The 23,824-nt window shown below is 58.0% G+C and carries 24 protein-coding genes; 12 read left to right on the top strand and 12 right to left on the bottom strand.

Annotated features, from left to right (window positions below; all coding sequences use genetic code 11):
* Positions 1 to 4: 4 nt before the first annotated feature.
* Together EOS_RS00980 and EOS_RS00975 are read left to right on the top strand one after the other, a co-directional pair.
* On the top strand, positions 5 to 391 hold the full coding sequence (locus EOS_RS00980) for a phage holin family protein (protein ID WP_160312452.1): 387 nt from the start codon (positions 5 to 7) through the stop codon (positions 389 to 391).
* Positions 388 to 810: a hypothetical protein gene (locus EOS_RS00975; RefSeq protein ID WP_047844733.1), complete on the top strand. Its 423-nt coding sequence runs from the start codon at positions 388 to 390 to the stop codon at positions 808 to 810. The genes EOS_RS00980 and EOS_RS00975 overlap by 4 nt, the downstream gene beginning before the upstream one ends.
* Positions 811 to 1,131: 321 nt before the next feature.
* Here EOS_RS00975 and EOS_RS00965 read toward each other — a convergent pair whose 3' ends face one another.
* Positions 1,132 to 1,380: a hypothetical protein gene (locus EOS_RS00965; RefSeq protein WP_047844731.1), complete on the bottom strand. Its 249-nt coding sequence runs from the start codon at positions 1,378 to 1,380 to the stop codon at positions 1,132 to 1,134.
* Between the two features lie 303 nt (positions 1,381 to 1,683).
* Between EOS_RS00965 and EOS_RS00960 the strand changes: the two genes are divergently transcribed.
* The 3 genes from EOS_RS00960 (at position 1,684) to EOS_RS00950 (ending at position 3,632) form a co-directional block, all read left to right on the top strand.
* Complete coding sequence (locus tag EOS_RS00960) at positions 1,684 to 2,475, top strand: DNA adenine methylase (RefSeq protein ID WP_047844730.1); 792 nt, start codon at positions 1,684 to 1,686, stop codon at positions 2,473 to 2,475.
* A gap of 475 nt (positions 2,476 to 2,950) precedes the next feature.
* Entirely contained in the window at positions 2,951 to 3,346 is a 396-nt protein-coding gene (locus tag EOS_RS00955; protein ID WP_047844729.1) for an NUDIX hydrolase, read from the top strand.
* Between the two features lie 22 nt (positions 3,347 to 3,368).
* A complete protein-coding gene (locus EOS_RS00950; RefSeq protein WP_047844728.1) occupies positions 3,369 to 3,632 on the top strand; it encodes a hypothetical protein in 264 nt (87 codons plus the stop codon).
* Between the two features lie 9 nt (positions 3,633 to 3,641).
* Here EOS_RS00950 and EOS_RS00945 read toward each other — a convergent pair whose 3' ends face one another.
* From EOS_RS00945 to EOS_RS00895, 9 genes are all read right to left on the bottom strand, one after another.
* Entirely contained in the window at positions 3,642 to 4,256 is a 615-nt protein-coding gene (locus EOS_RS00945) for an HAD family hydrolase (RefSeq protein ID WP_047844727.1), read from the bottom strand.
* Positions 4,257 to 4,887: 631 nt separating this feature from the next.
* Positions 4,888 to 5,805 (bottom strand): AEC family transporter, encoded by a 918-nt coding sequence (locus EOS_RS00935; RefSeq protein ID WP_047844725.1) that lies wholly within the window; start codon positions 5,803 to 5,805, stop codon positions 4,888 to 4,890.
* An 11-nt stretch (positions 5,806 to 5,816) separates the two neighbouring features.
* A complete protein-coding gene (locus tag EOS_RS00930; RefSeq protein WP_235442663.1) occupies positions 5,817 to 6,506 on the bottom strand; it encodes a TSUP family transporter in 690 nt (229 codons plus the stop codon).
* A 46-nt stretch (positions 6,507 to 6,552) separates the two neighbouring features.
* Positions 6,553 to 7,989: a pyruvate kinase gene (pyk, locus tag EOS_RS00925; protein ID WP_047844723.1), complete on the bottom strand. Its 1,437-nt coding sequence runs from the start codon at positions 7,987 to 7,989 to the stop codon at positions 6,553 to 6,555.
* A 1,211-nt stretch (positions 7,990 to 9,200) separates the two neighbouring features.
* Positions 9,201 to 9,755: a hypothetical protein gene (locus EOS_RS00915; RefSeq protein WP_235442661.1), complete on the bottom strand. Its 555-nt coding sequence runs from the start codon at positions 9,753 to 9,755 to the stop codon at positions 9,201 to 9,203.
* Between the two features lie 253 nt (positions 9,756 to 10,008).
* The gene (locus EOS_RS00910; protein WP_047844721.1) at positions 10,009 to 10,569 is read right to left on the bottom strand and encodes a benzoate/H(+) symporter BenE family transporter; all 561 of its coding nucleotides are present in this window, start codon (positions 10,567 to 10,569) and stop codon (positions 10,009 to 10,011) included.
* Positions 10,570 to 10,645: 76 nt separating this feature from the next.
* Positions 10,646 to 11,002 (bottom strand): hypothetical protein, encoded by a 357-nt coding sequence (locus tag EOS_RS00905; RefSeq protein WP_152693058.1) that lies wholly within the window; start codon positions 11,000 to 11,002, stop codon positions 10,646 to 10,648.
* A gap of 1,652 nt (positions 11,003 to 12,654) precedes the next feature.
* Positions 12,655 to 13,020 carry a type II toxin-antitoxin system VapC family toxin gene (locus EOS_RS00900; protein ID WP_047844719.1) on the bottom strand — a complete coding sequence of 122 codons (366 nt, stop codon included), beginning with the start codon at positions 13,018 to 13,020 and terminating at the stop codon, positions 12,655 to 12,657.
* Positions 13,014 to 13,232, bottom strand: a complete 219-nt coding sequence (locus EOS_RS00895) for a ribbon-helix-helix protein, CopG family (protein WP_047844718.1) — start codon at positions 13,230 to 13,232, stop codon at positions 13,014 to 13,016. Before EOS_RS00895 ends, EOS_RS00900 begins: the two co-directional genes overlap by 7 nt.
* 316 nt (positions 13,233 to 13,548) lie before the next feature.
* Here EOS_RS00895 and EOS_RS00890 point away from each other — a divergent pair, with 316 nt between their 5' ends.
* The gene (locus tag EOS_RS00890) at positions 13,549 to 14,037 is read left to right on the top strand and encodes a GNAT family N-acetyltransferase (RefSeq protein ID WP_047844717.1); all 489 of its coding nucleotides are present in this window, start codon (positions 13,549 to 13,551) and stop codon (positions 14,035 to 14,037) included.
* 31 nt (positions 14,038 to 14,068) lie between these two features.
* Here EOS_RS00890 and EOS_RS00885 read toward each other — a convergent pair whose 3' ends face one another.
* The gene (locus EOS_RS00885) at positions 14,069 to 14,698 is read right to left on the bottom strand and encodes an SCO family protein (RefSeq protein ID WP_082163171.1); all 630 of its coding nucleotides are present in this window, start codon (positions 14,696 to 14,698) and stop codon (positions 14,069 to 14,071) included.
* 342 nt (positions 14,699 to 15,040) lie between these two features.
* Between EOS_RS00885 and otsB the strand changes: the two genes are divergently transcribed.
* Together otsB and otsA are read left to right on the top strand one after the other, a co-directional pair.
* A complete protein-coding gene (gene otsB, locus EOS_RS00880) occupies positions 15,041 to 15,802 on the top strand; it encodes a trehalose-phosphatase (RefSeq protein WP_047844716.1) in 762 nt (253 codons plus the stop codon).
* A complete protein-coding gene (gene otsA, locus EOS_RS00875; protein ID WP_047844715.1) occupies positions 15,799 to 17,178 on the top strand; it encodes an alpha,alpha-trehalose-phosphate synthase (UDP-forming) in 1,380 nt (459 codons plus the stop codon). Before otsB ends, otsA begins: the two co-directional genes overlap by 4 nt.
* A 69-nt stretch (positions 17,179 to 17,247) precedes the next feature.
* On the opposite strand, the gene EOS_RS00870 is transcribed toward otsA, so the two are convergent.
* Positions 17,248 to 19,086 (bottom strand): ABC transporter ATP-binding protein, encoded by a 1,839-nt coding sequence (locus EOS_RS00870; protein WP_047844714.1) that lies wholly within the window; start codon positions 19,084 to 19,086, stop codon positions 17,248 to 17,250.
* Positions 19,087 to 19,986: 900 nt separating this feature from the next.
* Here EOS_RS00870 and EOS_RS00865 point away from each other — a divergent pair.
* The 4 genes from EOS_RS00865 (at position 19,987) to pepE (ending at position 23,677) form a co-directional block, all read left to right on the top strand.
* Complete coding sequence (locus EOS_RS00865) at positions 19,987 to 21,051, top strand: glycosyltransferase family 4 protein (protein ID WP_047844713.1); 1,065 nt, start codon at positions 19,987 to 19,989, stop codon at positions 21,049 to 21,051.
* Positions 21,052 to 21,376: 325 nt separating this feature from the next.
* Entirely contained in the window at positions 21,377 to 22,201 is an 825-nt protein-coding gene (locus EOS_RS00860; RefSeq protein ID WP_047844712.1) for a hypothetical protein, read from the top strand.
* Positions 22,202 to 22,390: 189 nt separating this feature from the next.
* Positions 22,391 to 22,864, top strand: a complete 474-nt coding sequence (locus tag EOS_RS00855) for a DUF2214 family protein (RefSeq protein ID WP_047844711.1) — start codon at positions 22,391 to 22,393, stop codon at positions 22,862 to 22,864.
* Positions 22,865 to 22,921: 57 nt separating this feature from the next.
* The gene (pepE, locus tag EOS_RS00850) at positions 22,922 to 23,677 is read left to right on the top strand and encodes a dipeptidase PepE (RefSeq protein ID WP_047844710.1); all 756 of its coding nucleotides are present in this window, start codon (positions 22,922 to 22,924) and stop codon (positions 23,675 to 23,677) included.
* The last annotated feature ends 147 nt before the right edge of the window (positions 23,678 to 23,824 follow it).

The raw sequence follows: 23,824 nt of genomic DNA, 5'->3' as shown, positions 1-23,824 counted from the left end.
CGGGATGTGGGGAGCAATTGCGTTGCTGTGGGCCGCAGCAGCGTATGCGATGAGCCGAGCGGCAAGCGAGGTGGTGGCGTTCAGCCTGGAGAGTATTCCGAGTGCGTCGTTAGCGCTTGCGGTGACGCTGGCATTGATTGGCGGCACGGCGAGCACCTTTCAGCGACTGGCATCCAGCGATCCGCTGGTGCGTTCGATTCTGGTCGAGGTCGGCAGCGTTATCACGGCGTCTGTTGTGGCCGGCCTAGCCGCATTCTTTTTTTGTACGTGGCGCGAGTGGCCGGCGCCGCTCACTGCGTTCGTGATCACGTTATCGAGCTGGGGCGGCAAGCGCGTGCTCGACCAGGCGCTCGATGCATGGGTACGAAAAATCCAAGGAGAAAAAGCATGACTGAAATAACCAGTCGTCTCGCGGCACTCGCGGCGGCCGTTGCCGCGATTGCGTTGGCGGCCCTCAGTGCGTGGTTGTACATCGAGCTGCGTGCGCTGCGATCGGAGCACGTCGATACGGTTCGACAGTTAGCCACGAAAACGGAGGACAACGGCGTGCTGAAGTCGCAGCTCGCGACGTCACAGTCGGACCTGGCCGCGATGACGGACGCGGCCGGCAAATCCTCTGCATCGGTCGTGCTCTTCGTGGCACAGGCCAGTGCGGCGCAGGCGGCTGCAAGCGAGGCTAGAGCCAAGGCCGTGCAGCAATCGGCCAGCTATCAGAAACAGATCGACGCGCTCACCGACCGTATCGATTCCCACACCAATCCACCGGAGACCTGCGATGCGGCACTCGATCGTTTGCGCGGCACTTTGTAACGTACTGCTTCTCATTCCTGGCTGCGGATCCGCGCCAGTCGAGCAGCCGATCTCGGCGATCACACACACGCGGGTTGTTGAGACACGCGTGGCCGTGCCGGTTCCGTGCGTCGAGTCGGTTCCGGCGTCACCGGTGTTTTTGTCGGACTCGGATTTGCTGGCTGCGCCAAACGGATCCGCAGTCGATCGGATCTGGCGAGATCACCTGCAGCGCAAGGAATGGGAGGGGGTCTTGACGGCGCAGTTGATCGCGTGCGCGAAGAGCGGCGTCGCAAAATAAAAAGGCGTGCTGGGCGGCCTACAGGCGTGGGTCGTCCGCTGTTAATGGACGTGCTCTCCAGGGACCAATGACAACGTCACAGGCGGGCGCGGAGTGGGCCGTTCGTCTAGCTTCGCGATCGCCCAATCGATCGCGAAATTGTGGGCCGCATTGCTTGACGCAAAATATCCGAGCGGCCCAGATGATCGTTGCTCGCTGCCCTCACGTTCGATGATGGCGACGGCCTCATACCCGTGCTTCGTCTCCACGACAAAGGGCTTAATCACCGCGCCCCGATGAAAGAGTTGCATAATTTCGTCTCCTCCGCATTTCTGGCCGGTTTGATAAAGATAGACGAAATGGATCGAGGATGAGCAAGAATTTCGTTTCTTCAACGAAGGTCTAGTCCATCGAGTCGTTTTGCCGGCCGGCATTTCTAAGCAAAGTAACTTTTCCGCGCTTCGCGGCGCGAGAGAAGACAGGGCGACGGCGGGTTTGTTCGCGCATTCCCGTCGTCGCCTTTCCACTGTTCTAGCCAGTGAATTAGCCAAGGCCCTGCCACCCACCGGTGGGCGGGCCGAATTCTAGCGTATTTCCAGATAAGGCAATCACGTATGGCAAATCCCATCATTCCGTGGATCGGCGGCAAGCGCCGGCTTGCGGACCATCTCATTCCGCGCTTTCCGAAACATGAGTGTTACGTCGAGGTGTTCGCGGGCGGCGCTGCGCTCTATTTCCTGCGTCCGCCAGCAGCGGTGGAGGTAATCAACGACATCAATGGCGATCTCATTAATTTGTACCGCGTTGTGCAGCACCATTTAGAGGAGTTCGTGCGTCAGTTTAAGTGGGCGTTGACCAGTCGGCAGGTGTTCAAGTGGTTGCAGGACACGCCACCGGAAACGCTCACCGATATCCAACGGGCTGCACGGTTTTACTACCTCCAGCAGAACTGTTTCGGCGCCAAAATCGAGAGCCAGACGTTCGGGACGGCGACGACGACACCGCCGGGCCTCAATCTACTGCGGCTCGAGGAAACGTTGTCGGGTGCTCATCTACGACTTGCGGCGACGTTCATCGAGCGGCTCGACTGGAAGGCGTGTATTGACCGGTACGACTGGCCTCATACGCTGTTCTATCTTGACCCGCCGTATTGGGATACCGAAGGGTACAGCGTGCCGTTCGAGTATGCAGAATACGTCGCGATGGCAGCTCGTCTCAGGACGCTGAAGGGCCGGGCGATCGTCAGTCTTAACGACCATCCGGACATCAGGCGCGCGTTCGATGGTTTTCACATCGAGACAGTGGATATCAAGTACACGGTCGGCGGTGGCGGGCGCGAGGCAGCTCGAAAGGAGGTGATCATTTTTAGCTGGAATGATGCAGCCGAACCGGTAGGGCTTTTCTAATATACCGGAATCGAGGGAGTCCGCTTTGGCGGGCTCCAAACGCGCTTGCGAGCGAGCCTTGCTATACGCGAGTTGCAAGGCGAACAGCGCGGTCCCGGAAATTAGCTGAAAAAGCTCCCGCGACGCGAGAGGTGCATTTGGCGAGAGGCGAAGCCGCTGCAAAGGACGACGAATACTACCGATCCTTATTTTTGTTTCATAGACTTCTGACTGAAACACATAATTTCGTTGCGCGGCCTCATGTGTGCGACGATAGTTGCTGATGGATCATCGATGTACTTCCTGCTGAACTGCAAAGCACATTCATTACGCGCCTGCACCGCGCGGCCGGCTGCATCGAGATACTCGTTCGGATGGCTCTCGTGGAATGCGGGCGGCATTTTAGACAAGACTTACAATGAGCGCACTATGGCAGTCGGCGTTGCATCGACGCTGGCCTGTGTGAGGCTCAAACAATTAAGTGGGCTGGGAGAGGATGAAGGACAGGGCAACCGTTCTGTGTGTTCGAGACGATCGCATTTTGCTGGTTGCGAGGGAAAGGTCCAGATGGGCGCTGCCCGGCGGAAGAATCCGTCGGGGTGAAGCACCCCATGAAGGCGCCCTACGTGAACTGGAAGAGGAAACTACGCTCGCCGCTAATCAGCTAATGTATCTTTTCCAGTTTAGCGGCTTCAACACGTTGCACCACGTCTTCTTCGCTGACGTAGAACCTCACGCGAGCGCACAACCGAGCAACGAAATCGCAAAGTGCAGGTGGTTCGCTCCCGTCAAAATAGCGACGCTTTCCTCCAGCGTGCCAACTCGTGGAATTGTGGAGCTTTTCTTCCGGCACATCAGCGTTCTGGAACCTGACAACATGTGGCGGCCATAGCGGCACGCGACCGGACGGCCAAATGAATCGCATTTATCGGTATCACGGATTCGACATTGCAGTGGCCGTTGAGACCGACTTTGGCTGGAAGGTCGGGGGCCGTGTGCCGGCCAGCGTTGGATACGTCGCAGTCGTGAAAATCAGCAAGGTCGGTGCCGCTGGCACGGTCTTATCCCCACTGCGTCTTGGCGAATCGCAAGGCAAACCATTTACCAGCGAAACCGACGCGCTCATGGGCGGCTATACCGCTGGGCGGCGTATGGTGGATGACTTGTTCACTTCATAGCATGCTGCGCTACAGCAGATTGTGACAGCGCAATTCGCTGGAAAGCGCCTCGTGACCGGTGAACAAGTGTCCGTGAAGACCCGCTTCACGCGCTCCGGCTACATTAATCTCAAGGTCGTCAACGAAAAGTACTTCGGCCGCTGAGACGTCTAGTGCGTCGAGGCAACGATGATATGTTTCAGCCGCAGGCTTCGCGGCTTTAAATGAGGCAGACGCGAAGACGTTAGCGCGGAACACGTTGGCAACAGCCGGGCAGAGATACCCAATATTGTCTGCGACCATCCGGGGGTTATTCGTCAGCACAGCAACTCGGTAGCGCTCGGCGACTGCAGTAGCCAGTGCCAGTACTGCGAGATTAGGCGTCATGGCCGCCCGGCGAGCGAGCAACCAATCGTATTTCGATATAGGGCAGTTGAGCAAACACTCTGTCTCGTTCAGGTATTCGGCATCGTCAAGGAGACCTGCGTCTGCCTGCGCTTCCAGTCCCGAGTCCCAGATGGCATGACGGACTTCATCGAATGTTCGGCTAGACAACGCAGCCAGATGACGGACGCGTGCGGACCGGTCGTAATGACACAAGACGTCGTCCATGTCGAATAGAACCAGGGATATGGGTGTCGTCATAAGATGGTGGCCGCGAAGTGGTCGAATGCCGCTATTTTGACCGTGCGCCGCTGGAAGGCACAGGCACAGTTTGAACGTGAGAAATCAGGCCAGCTTCGCGAGTTGCTAAGATCGACCGGTCTCCGACAATCGCAGCCGGCCGGGGCGACGTTGATCAATCGCTTCTTTGCATTTTGTCGGCTTCGCGCAGTTGCGCCAGTGCTCTGACAAAACCACCGGCCCTAACCCTGGTTACCTCAGCATCAAAACGACTTAGAGCGCGTTGCAACTCTATCCAGTCCGACTCGCTGTCGACAGTGTTGGGGCCAGCCTCTGTCCTCACTTCTCGTGCAAGCCTTTGGGCAAAACCCGCATCCAACGTTCCTCGCGCTACGAGATCGGTCAAATAGGCGGCCAATTCAGTTAAGCCTTCAACGCTCGCGCGCGGCCCGTGTCCCACTCCTTCCGTCTTCCTGTTCATAGCATTCACGACAAAAGCACGCGGTTAGATGGCAGGTTTAACAACACAACGATCCGCCTGGTTGCTTGCGGCTTAACCAGGTCGAGGCAGTCTTTATTGCTTTTAAAGGCACCGGCTACAAGGAGGGGAACGGGCCAACCTTCCCGTGCCGGGGTCGACTAGGACACTGTTTCAGCGATGCGAAATGAATAGCACAAGTGGCATAGTGATTGCCGCCAGCGCAGTCTGAACGGTAATGATTCCCGCCGACAACCGATGATCCCCGCCTAACAGCTTCGCCATAATGTACGCCGACGGGGTGCATGGCAGCGAGTTGAACAACACGATTGTCGTCAACGCAGGGCCATGAATTCCGAGACTCACGCCTATCCAGAGAGTAAGTAGTGGGACGAGCAATAGCTTGATAAACGATGACTGCAGAACAGGCCCCCGTGCTGCCTTTGCCGCTTTCATATCAAGGCCAGCACCTACGGCGAGGAGACCTAACGGCAGTGATGCCGCTCCAAGGATAGACAGAATGTTCGAAGGGGTACTCGGCAGTGAAAGGCCGCTCACATTAAAGAGCGCGCCAAGCAACACCGCCATGATCACGGGGTTCTTCAGCAACGCGCTAACGATTTGCCGGCCGGTTGGGGCGCCGCCACTGCCATAGTGCATCAGGATGATGATCGATGCCACATTGAGCAAGGGAATTGCGACCGCAATGCTGATCGACGTCAACGTCAGACCAACACTTCCATACATCGCCGCAGCAGCGGCGACGCCCACGTAGGTATTGGGTCGCAGTGCGCCTTGAATCACTGAGGAAAAAACTGCTCCCGATTGCTGGCTCCAGATGCGCCAAGCGTACAGCACCAGTGCGCCGGTTCCGACCGCTCCGAGAATCGCAATGGCTATGGGGCGAATCGGAAACTGCGTCAAGTTTGCTTTCGCTACCTGGCTGAACATCAACGCCGGGAACATATAGTAGTAGTTGAGCGTTTCGCATGGTAGCCAAAACTCATCGGCCAGCATTCGGCGCTGGCGGAGGACAAAGCCCATAAGAATGAGGGCAAAGATCGGGATGAGCGCTGTAAAGACGCTTTGCATGGCGCTCTCCGTTAAATGAACGTCTTAGCCAACACCACCGCACCATAGGCACCGATAAACGCGGTCATAGCGCGCTCATACAAAGGCGCACCGGTGCGTTTGAATAGCAGGTTGCCGACAGAGAAGTACACAATGACCGCAATCGGTGCGATTGCGAGGCCTTCCCAACTCAATGCGGATCTTCGCAAAACGGTGAGCGTGCACAGTTGGATCGCGCCAAACAGCAAGTAGTAGCGCGCGATGGCCAAACGCACCTGGTCCTTTTCGCTATAGCCACTCACCGCGTAGACGGCGAGCAAAGCGCCGCCCATGTTGGTTAGACCGTGGACGATTCCCATCACGGCGACGTACGCGCGACCTTGGCGCTGCACGAACCCTTGCAACCGCGTCTGCAGGCGTCGGGAGTACCGGATCACCGCGGCGCTCAGCATCGTGAGGCCAATAAGAATATCGGCCCGTGCCTTAAGATTTGCGTACATCAGTATCGCGAGCGACGCCACGACGACAAGCGCGCAGATCTTCATATTGACCCTTTCTTGGGCCGGCAATGGCAGATTGCGTCCTGACCACACCTGAATCGAGGAGATCGCCATCGACGAAGGAAGCAAGAGGCCGAGCACCGTCGTAAAGTCGAATCCGAGCAGCAGCAGCGTAGGAGTGCCAAACACGAGGATGCCCATTCCAAAAATGGATTGAACCACGGCCAGCAAGGCAATGATTACCGAAAGCACATAGACGTCGTGCATGCTATGCAGCCTCCAGGCTCTCAGCAAGTGGCCAGGCCTGTTGCTCTGCAAGTTGGCCCACCCGCACGGTCTGGAGGAAACTCAGTGATGCGTCAGCGTCGTTAGTGGTCGCTAGGACCACAAGGACAACATCGCTCTGTGTGATGTGACCAGACGTCCACAATGCTTCGAGTGCGATAGTGCCCGCGCTGTCGGCAGTTATGCTCACATGCGGCAAATGGACGCCAACCGTGCCGGGCAATAGGTTCCAAGAGCGCACAAGAGCGGTGTCGTTGCCAACAGCGATGATTGGCTGCTGAATCTGTGCCATAGAGACGAGCCGTGCGGCATAGCCAGTTCGCGACAGCACCACGATCTTCGAGATGGGAAGGGTGCGGGCCAATGCTTGCGTTGCGGCCCTCAGGTCGTTATGACTGGCGGCTGTGTTCGCGAGTGCCGGAGCTGACGCGTGCCTGTGGGCTTCGGCCAAGGTAACGATGCTGCGCAGACGCGCAACGGCTTCTACAGGAAATTTGCCAACGGCCGTCTCCCCGGAAAGCATCACTGCGGACGCACCGTCGATAACCGAATTCGTCACGTCACTGATCTCTGCCTTGGTCGGCAATGGACTTTCGATCATGCTGTGAAGCAGTTCCGTCGCGACGATTACAGGTTTTCCATATTGTTGGGCAGCAGAGATGATCTTTTTTTGATAGATCGATACATGGTCGATGCTGGTTTCAACCGAAAGATCACCACGATCGATCATGATGATGTCCGTTGCCTTAGCAATCTCATCAAGATGATCGAGTCCCCCCTGGTTTTCAACTTTGGCAACGATTTGAGGCGTGGTAGCCTCGATGAGGCTACGAATCGCTTCTACGTGCCGGGAAGACTCGACAAAACTAATGCCAACAAAATCGACTCCGGTGCTCTTGGCGAACGTGATCATTTCCCGATCGCGTGGCGTTACCAATTCTTGCCCCAGGTCGATTTCCGGAACGTTAATCCCCTTCCGGCTTTTGAGCGTTCCTGCCGTCTCGGCGACAACTTGTACATCCCTTCCACTAACTTTCTCGACTAGGAACGACAGCGTGCCATCGTCCGCATAGATGCGTACGCCTACGCGGAGCTTCGAATGAAACAGATCATAGTTAACGGGTACTTTCTCGCTGCCGTCGTGAGACAAGTCGGTCGTGAGAATCACACGATCGCCAACGTTAAATGAGGGTTCCTCGCGCAGTTGAATCGTTCGGATTTTGCGTCCGGGTATATCTAAAAGGATCGGTAGTTCGGGAAGCGTTTCCCGGATAAGGGCAATGGTGGCCTTGTGCCAGTCCAGACTGCTATGTGACCCGTTTAACCGCGCGACAGTCATGCCAGCACGGTGTAAGGCCAAAAGGGTTGAAGGGTTGTCAGATGCCGGCCCGATCGTTGCCACAATAGTTGTTTTAGCCATTTTTCTTCTGTCGATAGTTTTGTCCTAAGTAAATATGACAGTAATGTGTCATAACAGTTAATAATAAAAACTTGGCTGTTAAGACTAAAAGAAGATAAAGCGTGAAATCCGAAGCGGAAACGTGAAAAAGGGCGTTACGGCACCGCCTTCATAAGGCCTTCAACGTCTGTAGTTAGGCGGGGTCGATCGATAGTCTCCGACCAGCGTACGCCGGTTAAGGAGGTTAATTCGAGTGGTCAACTACTGCCCGGTCAATCGCGCCATCCTCGCTTCGCGTCGCTCGTATGATCCTCTTTGCGCTCCCCAGCCGGCAGGTTGTCCGACAGATTCTCCGACCCGTCGCGAGGTGATTTCTTTCTTCTCAGCAACGACTTTGCGATTCGATCCGCGGTGTCTCGAAGAGGGGTCCGCATGTACCAAGGCCACCATGCAAGGTGGTAGAACATCAGGCACGCTCCCCGGTACCCTCGGAGCCACTCCCGGCGGATTCCGTCTGTCGGGAAGCTTTCAAGTGTGCGGTACCCAAGCGATATGACGCCAATCGTCATCCAGGCGACAGCGATCAGCAGGGTTGGAAGCGACAAGGCGCAGGCCGCAACGAACAGGGCAAGCGGCAAACAGATATCAAGTGCCGAACGCGGTTTCATTCCCTGTCCCCCGTCAAAAGCGAGCTGACTTTTAGCTTACTCCACTGTGCAAAAAGGAAGGGACCAGATCGATCAACGCCCTTGTGCCAGCCAGGTGCCTCCACAGCGCGTCACTGATGACTCAACGGACAGCAACAAAGCGCACGCCACATGAACAAGCGACAGAGTTTCCTCCAGCCGCTCCGGCAGAACGGACGCCCGCGCATGGTCCATAAACTATGTCTCATGACCGGTCGCTTGGGGTCGCGAACAGTCTCTCGAAGGCAGCGAGCGGCGTCGGCTACGATATGTGGAGCGGTTAATATGGGTGGTCAATCGCGATAAGTAATTGAATTAACAGGAGCGGCGTCGGCTACGATATGTGGAGCGGTTAATATGGGTGGTCAATCGCGATAAGTAATTGAATTAACAGGAATGGTGACGGCCTGCAAAGTCGCTTTGGACCGTTGGTCCATCGGCTGACATGAACGCGAACGCGATCGGCCGCGGCAAGCAGAGTCCGGCCAGGAAGGGACGTTCGCCCGTGTGACGAGAGTCGTTGACAATTACTAGTGGAGGATCGGGTTACTCGGCAGCACTCCATTCGCGGAACCGATCGAATAATCGGAACCCAACATAGTCCGGTTCTCGCTTGTATAGCCAACGGTAGTAGCAATCCCAGTAGCTAATCATTCGATCGCGCGTCCTTTGGAAAAATAGCGAATTCTCCCGGAAGAACGCTCCATAGGTGTGTTGATCCATGGACGACAAGTGCGCTTCGACAGCATCGAGAATTTCAATGACATACTCGCCGCAGAGTTGCATAACGAATGGTGCAACCCAAGGTTCAGATGACGCTACCAGCCGTTCGATCTGGCGCTGGCGCACATGCCCATCATGGTGTCTCGTTAACAAGCACGCATATACGATGGCTTGAGTTTCATTCAAACATGCGAACAGAGTTTCGTCGGGATCATCGTAAATCCGATATGGGATATTGAGCGATTCACCTCGAACAACGACCTGCAATCCACGATCGGTCGCGTTGCTACCTCCCATCAAATCCGCGACGACACTCACATCGGAGCGCAGCGCCTCCGGAAAAGCCGTTATCAACGAACTGAATAGGGCCGCGTTCACGGCTGGTTGAGTGAGAGTCGTACGTCGTCGCGGGCAGTACGAGATGCTGCCATTGTGGCATAGGAGCATCAGGCATCTTCAACGCACCTCCCCAATGTCCGCTTCCACTAACCGTGACCGTCCCTTGCGGGTCGCGAACGGTCTTTCGAAGGCAACGAGAGGCGTCGGCTACGATATGTGGAGCGGTCAATATGGATGGTTAATCGCGGTAAGTAATTGAATTAAAGGGAATGACGACGGCCTGCAAAGCCGTTTAGGCCGGTTCGACTCCGGCTCGCGCCTTCAGAGATTCAAAGAAAAAGCCCTGACTTGTCAGGGCTTTTTCTTTGTCTGCACCATTTCCATATATGGAAATATGCCGCCTAAAGTGGCAAAAAAAGCTCTCTCTCTCTTGTATTACTCCAGCTAGCATGGCAGATGCCACTGAGACAGGAATGCGCGCTGCGAGGCGCCCAAGTACCGGAGTGGCACCGACCAGGATTGTCATTGCACCCGCGACGGCGAAGGCGCCGATGGCCACCGAATAAGATGTCACGGAGACGCCGGCAGCCAACAGTGCTGCACCCGGCGTTGACCAGCCCAATATTATGGGCGCTCGTAGCACGCAGCTTAGCGCTGCACCTACTACACCAATTCCCACGCAGAGGCTCGTGATTGCTGAGCCAATCTGCATTGCAGCTCCCCCCACCACCACATGCGCTTGAACGACCAGCGCGATCGTGCTGCCAAAACCCACCGCCGCAGCGAGGAATGCAGAGGAATAGGCCGAGAATGGCGGGAGCGCGATCAGGGACGTCTTACTCGGCGAACTCATCGTGCACACACTCGCCGGATAGTGCACGAAATAAAGTGCCGTATCGAATATTTAACGATGCGATTACAAGACATCGCTACCGTCCTGCCGCGGTTAATTCAATTGCTTTCATCGCTTTGCGATCGGCCGAGATGGTGACAGGGGTGTCGACGATTCGCGAAGACTGTCCAATACGAACGAAAAGCTCCGAGATTCTGGAGCGAAGTTCTTTTGGTGATCTGGCTATGCGCCCCTTAAGGTAGGTTTCGATTGCCGAGTTTTCGTGTCTTTGCGGCTCTGCGAACTGAAGAGCAAGGACGGGAATCCCGGCGAATGCAGCCTCAATCAAGACTGAAGCCGATAGGCCTATTACTGCATCGACCGATCCCAAAATTTCCGCGGCGGACATATTCTCGACCAGCCGCAGTCGGATGCCCCCCGATTGTTGTTCCATCGCGGAGATCCAGTTTCGCCATGGCCACATCAGCTCCCTCGGGTGCGGCTTTACGAGAAGCGTTAACGGCATATGTCCGTCTAGGTCCGCGAGCACTTTTTCGATTGCAACCAATCCTACGGTCGCCTCGTTATCCAGCAGGGGTGCGGAAAAAAAACAATCGTCGGTGGCTGCGCAAGGTTTCGACGAGTCCGGGTCAACGTTACCTCTTGCGTCGTCCTTTGCAGGTGCGGGTGTCCGATTACGTGAACCGCCGTAGGTGGCACCCCGCATTTCCTTGTCAATACATTTGCCGTCCACTGATCGACTACGCCAACCCGGTACGGCATGGCGCGTGTACTAAGTTTTTGGGGAAAGCGATCCGATATCTTCGCCCAACCGTCAATCATCGCCAAAGTCCGAATATCGAGCTTCTGCGCGACCGCCCAAATGGCATGTTCAACCTTGGTTCGAATACTGGTGCCAGTGACCACTATATCCGGGCGGAACCGCGCAATAACGCTTCTGACAGCAACCATTGACATAGTCGAAGTAACCGTTACAGGATGGAATCCTTTTTCTCGCCAAAGTGATTGCGACGGCCCGCTTGCAATGAAGAAAAGCGCATTTCCCCTCTGTCGAGCGCGCTCAGCAATCGGAACTATGAGATTCCCGCCGCCGATATCGTTTGCAAAAAACAAAATGCGCACAAATTTCCTTTCTTCGAATGACGATTGGCTGAAAACTAGACTGTCGAATTTGCCGTTTAGCAAAATTAGCGGTTGTTTTCTCTTTTAACTAAGCAAACTGCGATAGACTGACCACTCGAAGAAAATCCAAGATATTCTGAGAATGCCTTGTGTTCAAGATGCTGCCATCCGGGGTAGTTAAAATATTCATCAAAAACTAAGACCGATCCTCCGGCTAGAGATTTTATGATACATGCGTTTCAGCAAAAACTTTCCCCGCATAGCCTGAGAAAGAAAAATTCAATTGCAAGCGAATAATCGATAGATCTAACTCATAAAATTGCGTTACAGATTATTTAATTCCATTACCCGGCGACCGAAAAAATAAGCATTGCATATAAGCTATAAGCATTGAAACAATGGTCCATGTTTAGTGGGAAACAAGTTGGTCGATGTGTTCCAGATAACCGTTAGACGTAGAATCTACCGTCTAGCGGTTATCGGAACACATTTAATTGCTTCCTGGGTGCACTCGTGAAATTCGGGCGGTTTCAACTGCGGAACCGGAGGATCTTGTCGCGTGATGTAGCGATCTGGTCTCCGTCGACAATGCGAGAAGCCCGAAAAGCGTCAACGTGGACCTGACCTGAATTTCCGGCCAGCGATGGAGTTGCTCCTCGAGATCGGCATCGAATCGGCTATGCGGATGCGTGAAATGTACGCGCTCGATATCGCCTAGGTAGAGGTCGGTCGGCGTACCGTATTTCTTGACAAGACGAAAAATGGCAGCAGGCGACAAGTGCCATTGCCCGTGCTTTCGGCGCATTGCCCGAAATACACCAAAGCAAATCCATTCGCTTACGCTCGCTCAATAGTTTGGTTTCATCGCGCACGTCCAATTAGAAGCGGCGCTTGCGGCACCGCCATCGTTAATCCATGTCGGCGGGCATGTCTTTCCCCTTGCGCGTGCATCAAGCTTTTTCTTCAGATTTTGTAGGGCACGCGCACGCCGGGTTCATCCGCAGGAAAGTCCTTCGTGTTACGCGAAACCAGCAACAGCGAATTCACCTGGGCTGACGCCCATACAATCGCATCGGGCAGGCGAATCCGCTTTTGCTTGCGAATTTCAACCGCACGATTCGCAATGGCAGTGTCCAGTGCGATCACGTCGAATGATCCAAGCCATGCCCGAATGACCGCCTCGTCCTCTGCCGTTGTCCCGACGAGTACTTCCATCCAAGTAATCGTGCTGATCGCTTTGTACTCGTACCGTGCAAGTTCCTTTTTTGCTGCGCTGACACCACCGAGATAGTCGATCAGAACGTTGGTGTCGAAGAGAGCCTTTACCATTCCGAGCGCAGTTCCTGCTGGTACTCAAGGCCATCGACGTTTTTGCTCTTCCATAGCCCAAAAACGTCGGCTCCAAGCATCGGCTTGTGCTGCGAGATATACGCCTCGATCGCATCACGGATGACCGCGGCGCGAGGGCGCTGCTCGACCTCCACCAACACGGCCAACTCTTCAACCTGCGAGTCGGGCAGATCAATCAGGATTCGACTCATTACCGCCTCCATTACATGATATACATATCGTATATCACCGATCATCGCTCTGCAAGAAAAATTGCGATTCGCCACGGTTTATCGGCCGCTACCGCCCAGCGCTTTAGGCGTTGCTGGACTCTGGCAGGAAGGCGTCAGAACCCAGTCCCAGTGCAGCACGCGCGCGGGTTGGGGTCCCGGTCGATATACGGCATGACATGATCCAGCTCGGCATGCCCGAGCAGTGTCTAAATGGCATGATTGCCAGTTTGCGATCCAGCTAGCGGGCTATATTGGCACACCATCGTGCACTGAAGAACCTCCACCCGATCCAACCATGACTGAACCATCTCCCGAATTCGACTGGTGCTGGAAGCCCTTCGACGCCCTCAGCGCGCTCGACGTCTACGCCATGCTCGCCGCGCGCAATGAAGTGTTCGTGGTGGAGCAGAACTGTGTGTACGGCGATGTCGACGGACAGGACACCGACGCGTGGCATCTGCTTGTCTATCGCCGTTCAGCCGATGCACAACCGGCGCTCGCGGGTTATCTGCGAGTGCTCCTGCCGAATCCGGCTGACGGCGAAGAAGGCATCGATATCCGCATCGGTCGCGTGTTGACAACAGCCAATTTCCGCGGGATCGGATTGGGCCAGGCGATGCTCGAACGCACGCTGGGTTTCATCCATGAACAATGGCCCGGCCAGTCGATACGCCTGCACGCTCAAGCTCGATTGCAGCGCTTCTACGCCAGCTTCGGTTTCGAGCCCATTTCCGATGTCCACGTGGAGGACGACATTCCGCACATCTGGATGCGCCGCACGTAAAAGCGCAGCGCTACACCGTTTCTAGACGACTTCAGGAAGCCGACGATTCGATCACGCGGCGCACGTCGTGCGTAATCGTATCGATGGAATCGCTTTCGGTGGCGAGCAGGCGCGCGTGGCCGTGGCTATCGAAGATATAAACCGCGGAACTGTGCGTGACGTCGTATGCGCCGGATGGATCGCGTTTCTCCATCTGGTAAGCCACGCGATACCGCTTCGCAATGCCTTCAATCGCCCCGTCCGTGCCCGTCAGGCCGACGGCGTGCTGTGCGTCGAACGCACGCACGTAGTCATGCAGCACGGCTAGCGTGTCGCGCGCGGGATCGACGGTAATGAACGCAATGCGCGTGTTTTTCGCGTCGGGCCCGAGTCGCTGCAAAACTTGCATCAGCCGCGCCATGGTCTCCGGGCACACATCCGGGCAATGCGTGTAGCCGAAATAAACCAGCGTTGTCTGGCCCGCGAACGACTGACCGGTGACGGATTTGCCGGTATCGTCGGTGAGCTTGAAGTCCAGGTCGGGCAGATGGCCGCTGACATCGGTCAGCTTCCAGGGCGTGGTGTCAGGGTGTGAGCACGCGGCCAGGCCGGCGCTAAGGAGCCATGCGGTGAGCAGCGCGGCAAACCAGCTCTTGCGTTGAAAACTGGACCAGGAAGACATTTTGCAACTCGGATGAGGGTAGGGTGCATCAAGGCGGATGGCTATCTAACAAACAGCACGTCTACGAAGCCATCCGAGTGCCGACTCTATCTCAGAATAGAAGCTTACGCCGGGCGTACACGGGCGCTGGCGCACGGCCGAGGCGTTATGCCGCAGGGCCGCCAGATAAGGCTGAAAGGCTATCGAGGCGGGTCTGAAATCTGCGTGGTGCAGGAAATCGGGCGCAGGCTTTCCCTATAAGCCCTCAATGTGCCCTCAACGCCGCTTTCCCAGACGGGGTGACAAAGCGCGGTAACATGCGCACACTTTTCCGGTCCTTCTCCGGCTGAAAGGCAGATATAGATGCAAAACCTCCCAGACAATTTTCCGCTTGCCACAACCGCTTTTTTCTTCGACTTCGACGGCACGCTCGTCGAACTTGCGCCCACGCCCGACGGCGTGCTCGTGCAACCGGTCGTGCCGGCCATCCTGAGCGCGTTGCGTCGCGCGACCAATGGCGCGGTGGCGATCGTGTCGGGACGCGGGATTGACAGCATCGATTCGTTCCTGTCGATGCCCGACCTGCCCGTGGCGGGTTTGCACGGCGCCGAGCGGCGCGATTCGAACGCGGATGTCCAGCGTGTGGGTTTCAACGACGAGCGTCTGCTGCGCATGGAGCACGTGCTCGAAGGCGTGATGAAGGCCCATCCCGGCATGCTGCTCGAGATCAAGGGCGCGGCGCTCGCGCTGCATTACCGCAATGCGCCGGAACGCGGCGCGGCGGCGCGCGAGGCGACCGAGAAACTCGTCGCCCAATACGCCGATGCCTACGTGCTGCAGCCCGGCAAGATGGTCTACGAGATCAAGCCGAAGGACGTCGATAAAGGCCGCGCGGTGCTCGCTTTCCTCGATGAACCGCCATTCGCGGGCCGCAGGCCGGTGTTTATCGGCGACGATTTGACAGATGAAAAGGGCTTCGCGGTTGTGAACGAGCGCAACGGGGTCTCGATCAAGGTCGGCGCCGGCGATACGCTGGCGCATGTGCGCGTCGAATCGGTGGGTGAGTTGCTCGGATGGCTGCAGCGTATTGCAGGAATTGAAGGTTTTACAGGGATACGTTCGTGAGCCGGTTAATCATTGTTTCGAACCGGGTTGCGCCGATCTCCGAAGGCGGCCCGGCGGCGGGCGGTCTGGCGGTGGGCGTCTACGACGCGCTCAAGGAAACCGGCGGCATGTGGTTCGGCTGGAGCGGCGACGTGGTGGCGGAGCCGCCGGAGAGCATCACGCTGGAGGAACGCGGCCGCGTGACGTTCGCGACCATCGGCCTCGCGCAACGCGACTACGACCAGTATTACCGCGGGTTTTCTAACGCCACGTTGTGGCCTGCGTTCCACTATCGGCCGGATCTGATCCAGTTCGACCGCGACGAATTCGACGGTTATTGCCGCGTGAATCGCTGGCTCGCGAAACAACTGGCGCCGCTGCTGAAAGCCGATGACGTCATCTGGGTCCACGACTATCACCTGATCCCGTTTGCCCAGGCATTGCGCGATGAAGGCGTGACGAACCGCATTGGCTTTTTCCTGCACATTCCGTTTCCGGCGGCCCAGGTTCTGCTGAGCGTGCCGCGTCATCGCGTGCTGGCCGAAGCGCTGTGCTCGTTCGATCTGCTCGGTTTCCAGACCGCGCCCGATCTGCGCGCGTTTTGCGATTACATCGAGACGGAGGCGAATGGCTCGGTCGTGCGTACCGCGGGCAAGCCGAATGTGGTGAGCGCCTTCGGCAAGACGCTGCGAGCGGGGGCTTATCCGATCGGGGTTTATCCGGACGAGATCGCGTCTCTCGCCAAAGACGGTGAAAGCGGGCGCGAAGTGCAAACGGTCAAGACAACGCTGCGCGATCGCAAGCTGATTATGAGCGTCGACCGGCTGGATTATTCGAAGGGTCTGGTCGAACGCTTCCGCGCGTTCGAAAAGCTGCTGGAACATCAGCCGGCGCAGCGAAACAACGTCTCATTTGTGCAGATCGCGCCGCCTACACGCGCCGATATGGATACGTATCGCGACATCCGGCTGCAACTCGAAGCGGAATCCGGGCGCATCAACGGGCGCTACGCGGAGCTCGACTGGACGCCGATCCGCTATATCCACCGGCAATATGAACGGCCGGTACTCGCCGCGCTGTTTCACGCGTCGCATGTGGGGTTTGTTACGCCGTTGCGCGACGGCATGAATCTGGTCGCGAAGGAATACGTCGCGGCGCAAGATCCCGACGATCCCGGTGTGCTGGTTTTATCGCAATTCGCCGGCGCGGCGCAGGAACTGAACGGTGCGCTGATCGTGAATCCGCTCGATATCGCCGGCATGGCGGACGCGCTGGCCGCGGCGCTCGCGATGCCGCTGAACGAGCGTCAGGCCCGTCACGCGGACATGTTTGCGCGACTTCGCGAAAACAACGTGTCCGTCTGGCGCGACAACTTCATGCGCGATCTGCAGGCGTAAAAAAGCCGCTTAGGTCTGACGAACCTGAAGCGGCTTTTTTCCAGCTTGAGTCGCGCAGATGAAGCAAAGTTACGTGGATTCAGCTTTCGCGGCGATTTGTTGCGAGGGCATGGTCGTGGGCGGCAACTTGCCGTGTTGCTTCGACAGCAGTTCGCGATATAACCCCGGCCGGTCGCGCAACTGCTGCGGCGAACCGTCATCGATCACCTTGCCTGCGCTCATCACGATGATCCGGTCGAAGCCCTGCAGCGTCGACAACCGGTGCGCAATCGCGATCACCGTACGGCCGACCATCAGCCGGTCGAGCGCCTGCTGGATGGCTTCTTCCGACGCGCTGTCCAGCGCCGACGTGGCTTCGTCGAGCAGCAGGATCGGCGCGTTTTTCAGGATCGCGCGCGCGATGGCAATCCGCTGACGCTGCCCGCCCGACAACTTCACGCCGCGGTCGCCAACGATCGTGTCGAACCCTTCCGGCATCGCTTCAATGAAGTCCGTGCAGCGCGCCTCGCGGGCGGCGGCGAGCACTTCTTCGCGCGATGCATCCGGCCGGCCGTACGCAATGTTCTCGTACACGGTCCGGTGGAACAGCGAAATGTCCTGCGGCACGAGCGCAATCGACATCCGCAGACTGTCTTGCGTGATCAGCGAGATATCCTGTCCATCGACCTTGATCGCGCCACCCTGCGGCTCGTAGAAGCGCTGCAGCAGCGCGAGCACGGTGGATTTCCCCGCGCCCGACTTGCCGATCAGCCCAACACGCTGGCCTGGTTCGATGTGCAAGTGGAATTTATCGAGGATCGGCCGGCGGCGCGGATACGCGAACGTGACTTCTTCGAAGTCCACGCGACCGCCTTGCGGCACCAGCTCGGTCGCGTCCGAGCGATCCGGCATGCCGTGCGGCTCGAGCAGGGTCTGCACGGCCTCCGCCAGACGCGCGACGTGCTGCGTGACATCCACGAGCGCGACGGCAAGGTCGCGCGTGCCGTGGAGAATCGTGAAACCCAGCGAGCTGACCAGCACGATATCGCCGGAAGTCGCCTGTCCCTTCGACCACAGCCACAACGCCCAGCCGAGCAGCCCAGCCGACAGAATCGCGGTCACGACTGCGTGGAACAGCCGCAGTTTCTCGAGATACAGCAGGCTCTGCTGACGCGCGACCATTTCGGCCTTGACCGTCGAGCCGAAGCGCTTCTGCTCGCGAAAGGTCATACCGAATGCGCGCACGAGCGCCATGTTGCCGATCACGTCGACCAGTTCGCCGTCAACCGAAGCCGCCTTCGATGCAAACGTATGGTGCCGCGCCGAGCCGCGGCCGGCGAGCCGGTACAGCACGAACGCGAGGATGGCGGAGGCCAGCATCAGGCCCGCGGCCATCAGCGGATTGACCGCGGTGATCATCACGATCGCGCCGATCACCGCGATGCACGGCGGCAACACGTTCCACGCCGTGGTGTTCTCGGCGGTATAGATCGCATTCGATGTCGCCGTGATCCGGCTCGCGAGCATGCCGGGCTGTTTCTCGGAGAAGTAGGTGGGCGAATGGCCGCTGAGATAGGAAAACAAGTCGCGCCGCAAATCGCCCGTTACCGCGACGAACGTGTGTGCGCCGACCCAGCCGCCGACTCGCCACAGCATGTTGTCGGCAGCGATCAGGCCGACCAGGATCATGAAGGCGGACCAGAGCGGACCGGGGTGGCCGCGGCCTTGGCCGAGCACGTCGATCAGATGCTTGATGGCGTACTGCGAGGCGAGCGCGCAACCAACGGCAGCCAGCACGCTGGCCAGCACGATGGAGTGAGCGACCGGATGACGGCGGATGTAACGAAACAAGAACGCAAGCGGGCGATGCGCATAGCTCGCTAGCTTCGCGTTGTGCACGTTACGCTGAGAGACGGTGAGTTGTTCCAATGGTCGTTTTCGGTCGAGTAGAGCGGTTGAGCGCGATGCTTTGCCCTGGCCGCATGCGCGGCGCGTCTGGCCCGAGCGAGGCGATGGCGTGCAGCACCGATTGTTGAATTGTAGCGAGTGTAGCGAGCCAAATCGCCTCGCATAATGCTTTCCGTGGTGCAGATCCATCAGCCGGCGCTGAAATTCAGCAAAAGTGCGTCGTCTGAAAGGGCCAATCAGTGCCCTCTGGAGACGCGTCTTGCACCTTGTTCGATCCGCACGCGGTTCACCCGGTGCTGTTCGCGGTACCTCGACGTGAACCGGAAATTACGCCCTGTGCAGGGTAAGAGCACGTCGCGGTCCCGCTGCCGACAAAGCGGCGTTGGTGGCGATTCCGGCTGCCGGACGGGACACTGCAGCGTAGCCGGATCCGGATGGCATCGCAGCGTTTTCGCCTTTACAGCACGGCTGCGACCCGTCCGCTCAATGTAGAACAGCCTTGATAAACAAGGGCTTGCAAAGTGTATCGACGATGTAACAAGATAAATAAGTTGAAATGTAAGCTTGGAAACCGTGTAAAAACCGCGATACTTCACGCGGGTTTCCCCTTAGGCTTTTTGACAGGTTCTTGTAGGTTCCGGTCAACGGGTCGGTAGGTTGTGCGTTTATGGCTGGGTGCGCTGTTTTTACGAGATGGAATCGATCTTGCTCCGCCTGATCACACTCTGAAGCAGACGCCCAACACCCGCAGTAGCAAGTAGTACCCAAGCAAACAGCGAAGCATCGCGATTTTTTTCTCGTGCTATCGGCCATTGCGCTGGAGACACCAGCATCGTGCCGAGCCCGGGTAGGGCGATTCGCTTGATTAACGACCGATGCCAAGCGCATCAATTTTGCCTGACATTATTAGGAGTTTCCGACATGCGAATCGCTCAAATCGCGCCTCTTCACGAAGCCGTTCCTCCCAAGTTCTACGGCGGCACGGAGCGCGTGGTGTCCTATCTGACCGAAGCGCTGGTTGAGGCCGGTCACGACGTCACGTTGTTCGCGAGCGGTGATTCGCAAACGTCGGCGAAGCTTGAAGCCTTCTGGCCGCAAGCGTTGCGCCTCGACCCGACCATCCGTGACACGATGGCGCCCCACATGCTGTTGCTGGAAGAAGTGCGCCGCCGCGCCGATGAATTCGACGTGCTGCACTTTCACATCGACTATTACCCGTTCTCGCTGTTCTCGCGCCAGCCGGTGCCGTTCCTGACGACCATGCACGGCCGTCTCGACCTGCCGGAACTGCAGCCGATCTTCAGCACCTTCAACGAAGCGCCGGTCGTGTCGATTTCCGACAACCAGCGCCAGCCGTTGCCGCAAGCCAACTGGCTCGCGACCGTTTATCACGGCCTGCCGGAAAACCTGCTCAAGCCGATCCCGAACGTCGAACCGGGTTACCTCGCGTTCCTCGGCCGGATTTCGCCGGAAAAGCGTGTCGACCGGGCGATCCGTATTGCCGGCGCAGCGGGCATGAAGATCAAGATCGCGGCGAAGATCGACAACGCGGATCGCGCCTATTACGAAGAGCAGATCAAGCCGTTGTTCGCGCTGCCGCACGTTGAGTACATCGGCGAGATCAACGAGCAGCAGAAGACCGAATTCCTCGGCAACGCGCACGCGCTGCTGTTCCCGATTGACTGGCCGGAGCCGTTCGGCCTGGTGATGATCGAAGCCATGGCTTGCGGTACGCCTGTGATCGCGTTCAATCGCGGATCGGTGCCGGAAGTGATCGAAAACGGCGTGTCGGGTTTTGTCGTGGAAGACGAACTGAGCGCGATCGCCGCGGTGAAGCGCCTCGACACGCTGCCGCGCGCCAAGGTGCGCCAGGCGTTCGAAACGCGTTTTTCGTCGAAGGTCATGGCCGCGCGTTATGTCCAGACGTACGAAGAACTGCTGCGCGCGAAGCGCCGCACCGTGCTTCGCGAAGTCAACGCCGGCTGATCTTGATGGTCGACGACGCTCGCGAGAGCGTCGCCTGAAGTCGAGCTTGCTGAACTAGCAGAACAACGCCCCGTGCGCCGTCAGGCGCACGGGGCGTTGTTGTTTTGACACACTGCGGGGCCAAGCTTGCGACGTTATCGTCGGGTTGAGCATGCGGGGCCGATGCCGTTTTCGACATTCTCCCTATAATGTGCGGGCCTCGTGAGATGCAGTGCAGCATCGGAGCGAAGTTGAAGAGGGGTGTGGGAAGTCTCTTGAAAATCGCATCGCGCGACGGGAGGAACTTACCGCGCGAACAAGGACAGTTGTGAACAGGAGCGAAGTTTTGGCGAGAACGAAGCAGAGTAGCGCGAGCCCGGCACCGGGTGCGGGCACCGTATTCGCGCTGCGGGCGATCGGACTCGTGCTGGCCGCGCGCTGGATGTTCTCGATGTCGCAGATGGGCTACCTCTCTTCAATCCGGGCGATGACTTCATCGCCGTGGGCTTGTGTCACGCTCGTACTCTTGTTCCTGCTGCTGTTTCTTCCCGGCGCCCGCGCCCGCGCCGAACGGCCGCTGCATCCGTTGCCGCAATGGCTGCGACAAGCCTTGCGGCTGCTTGCGCTGCTGAGTTTCGTGTTCGCGGTGTGGTCGGTCGGGTTCTTCACCTGGACCGCCGGCTGGAAAAACGCCATGCACGCGCTCGCCGAAACCAATGGCTGGCTGCTCGTCGCGCCCGCGCTGTATGGCGTGGTGCTGTGGATCTGCCGGCCGCGTGCGTTGTGGCGCACGAATATCGCGGCGCGCCGGTTTGCTATCGGCCGCTATGCCATTTCCATCGATCCCGCCACGCGCACCGCCGTCGTCTGGGCCGAAAGCCGCAAGCTCGGTCAGTACGATGCGCGGGAGTTATCGGTGAAATGGCCTGATGGGGTAGGTGAATCCGCCGGGTCCGATGGCTCGGATGGTTTGCAAAGCGCTGCCGCTGTCGTGCCGAAGAAGCGCGGCCTATCCGTATTCGGGTTTGGCGCGCGCCCCAAGATGGAACTGCTGTGGGATTCTCCCGCTGCCGCCGGACATAATCGCAAAATCGTGTTCCGGGCCGCGCTGACTAGCGAAGGCGACCGCAAGACGGCGCGGGCACTCGACGCGTCGCTGCGTCAGAGTTAAAACACCGGCGCTTGAGGTGAGGCGTCGCTTTGTCGCGTCTGGTTTCAAGGCGCTGTAATCTCCGGTATTCGGTGCCCGGACGTCGAATTGGCACAGGTGACGTGTCGATAGGACTGACGGTAGTCAGTCGCGCCCGATTCGGGCAACTCAGTTGGTATCGTCGAACTTTCTTTGCACAAAGGAGGGCGCATGCTTGCTCGATGGTGTCTCGCAGCCATTCATTTGCTGGCGTTCGGATTTGCGTTTGCATCGGTATTCGGCCGGGCGCGGGCGTTGCGCCAACTCGATCCGGCGAGTTCCCTGAGCGCCAATTCCGCACGCCTCAAACACGTTTTTCGCGCCGATGCCATGTGGGGACTCGCCGCGCTGGTCCTGCTCGTGACCGGGGTGATGCGCGCATTCGGCGGGTTCGAAAAGGGCGGCGCTTATTATCTGCACGAACCGCTGTTTCACTTGAAGATGACGGCGCTTGTCGTGATCCTGCTGATCGAAATCGCACCGATGATGGCCCTGATCCGATGGCGCGCCGCGCTCGGACGTGGCGGAGCGATCGATCTTGGAAAAGCGCGCAGATATGCAGCGATGAGCGACGCTGAGGCAGGCTTGGTGATCGTGATGGTGATCGCCGCGACGGGAATGGCGCGGGGGATCTGGGCGGGATAGCTTGCGTATTTGCGGTTTTGGCTTGACCGGTCTTCCGACCACTAAGAGGCGTACGCCATGACACAACGCATTCTTTTGATGAGCAGTTCGCGCAAGGACCAGCTCGGGTATCTCGACCATGCCGGCGAGCAGATTCACGCGTTGCTGAAACATGAGCCGCGCAAGGTGCTGTTCGTGCCGTTCGCGGCCGTCACGTTCAGCTTCGATAGCTACGAAGACCTCGTCAAGCCGGTATTCGATCGCCTCGGTTATCCGCTCGAATCGATCCATCGCAGAGATAACCCGCTTGCGGCGATAGAACAGGCGGACGCGATAGCAATCGGAGGCGGCAACACGTTCGCCCTGCTCAAGCGACTGTACGACGCCGGTATTGTCGATGCGATTCGCGCCAAGGTGATAGCGGGTACGCCTTACCTTGGGTGGAGTGCTGGTAGCAATGTAGCGTGCCCGACGATCCGTACCACTAATGACATGCCCGTCGTCCAGCCGCCGACGCTGCGCGCGCTTGGACTGGTTCCGTTCCAGGTGAATCCGCACTTCATCGGCGGTAAACCGGTCGGCCATAACGGTGAAAGCCGCGAGGAGCGGCTTGCGGAGTTTCTCGCGATCAACGCACCGGAACAGGTCTTTGCATTGCCTGAGGGGTCGGCTTTGTATTCGGACGGTACGCACGGCACGGTGCTCGGCGAGCGTCATGCCTTGCACTTTCTCGGCGACGGGCGGCTGGAGACCTTGTGTGAAAACGAGACTTTCGCGCTCTCCCGCATTACAGGTCCAGCCGATATGAGCGGTTGGCCTGAGTTCGCGCGCTGACCGCCCAAGTTCCGCCTCCCACGTGATCAGTCTTGAGGCATTCGCCGCGCGGAAGGCGGCGCTCGCGTTTTCAAAGACGGCCCTGCATCACGACGCCTAATCGCTGGCGGCCAGCATTGGCTTGCTGCGTGCATGATTGAAGTCGGC

It is taken from the genome of Caballeronia mineralivorans PML1(12), assembly GCF_001028175.1.
Classification (GTDB): Bacteria; Pseudomonadota; Gammaproteobacteria; order Burkholderiales; family Burkholderiaceae; genus Caballeronia; species Caballeronia mineralivorans.
This window is presented reverse-complemented; position numbering and strand designations above follow the sequence as displayed.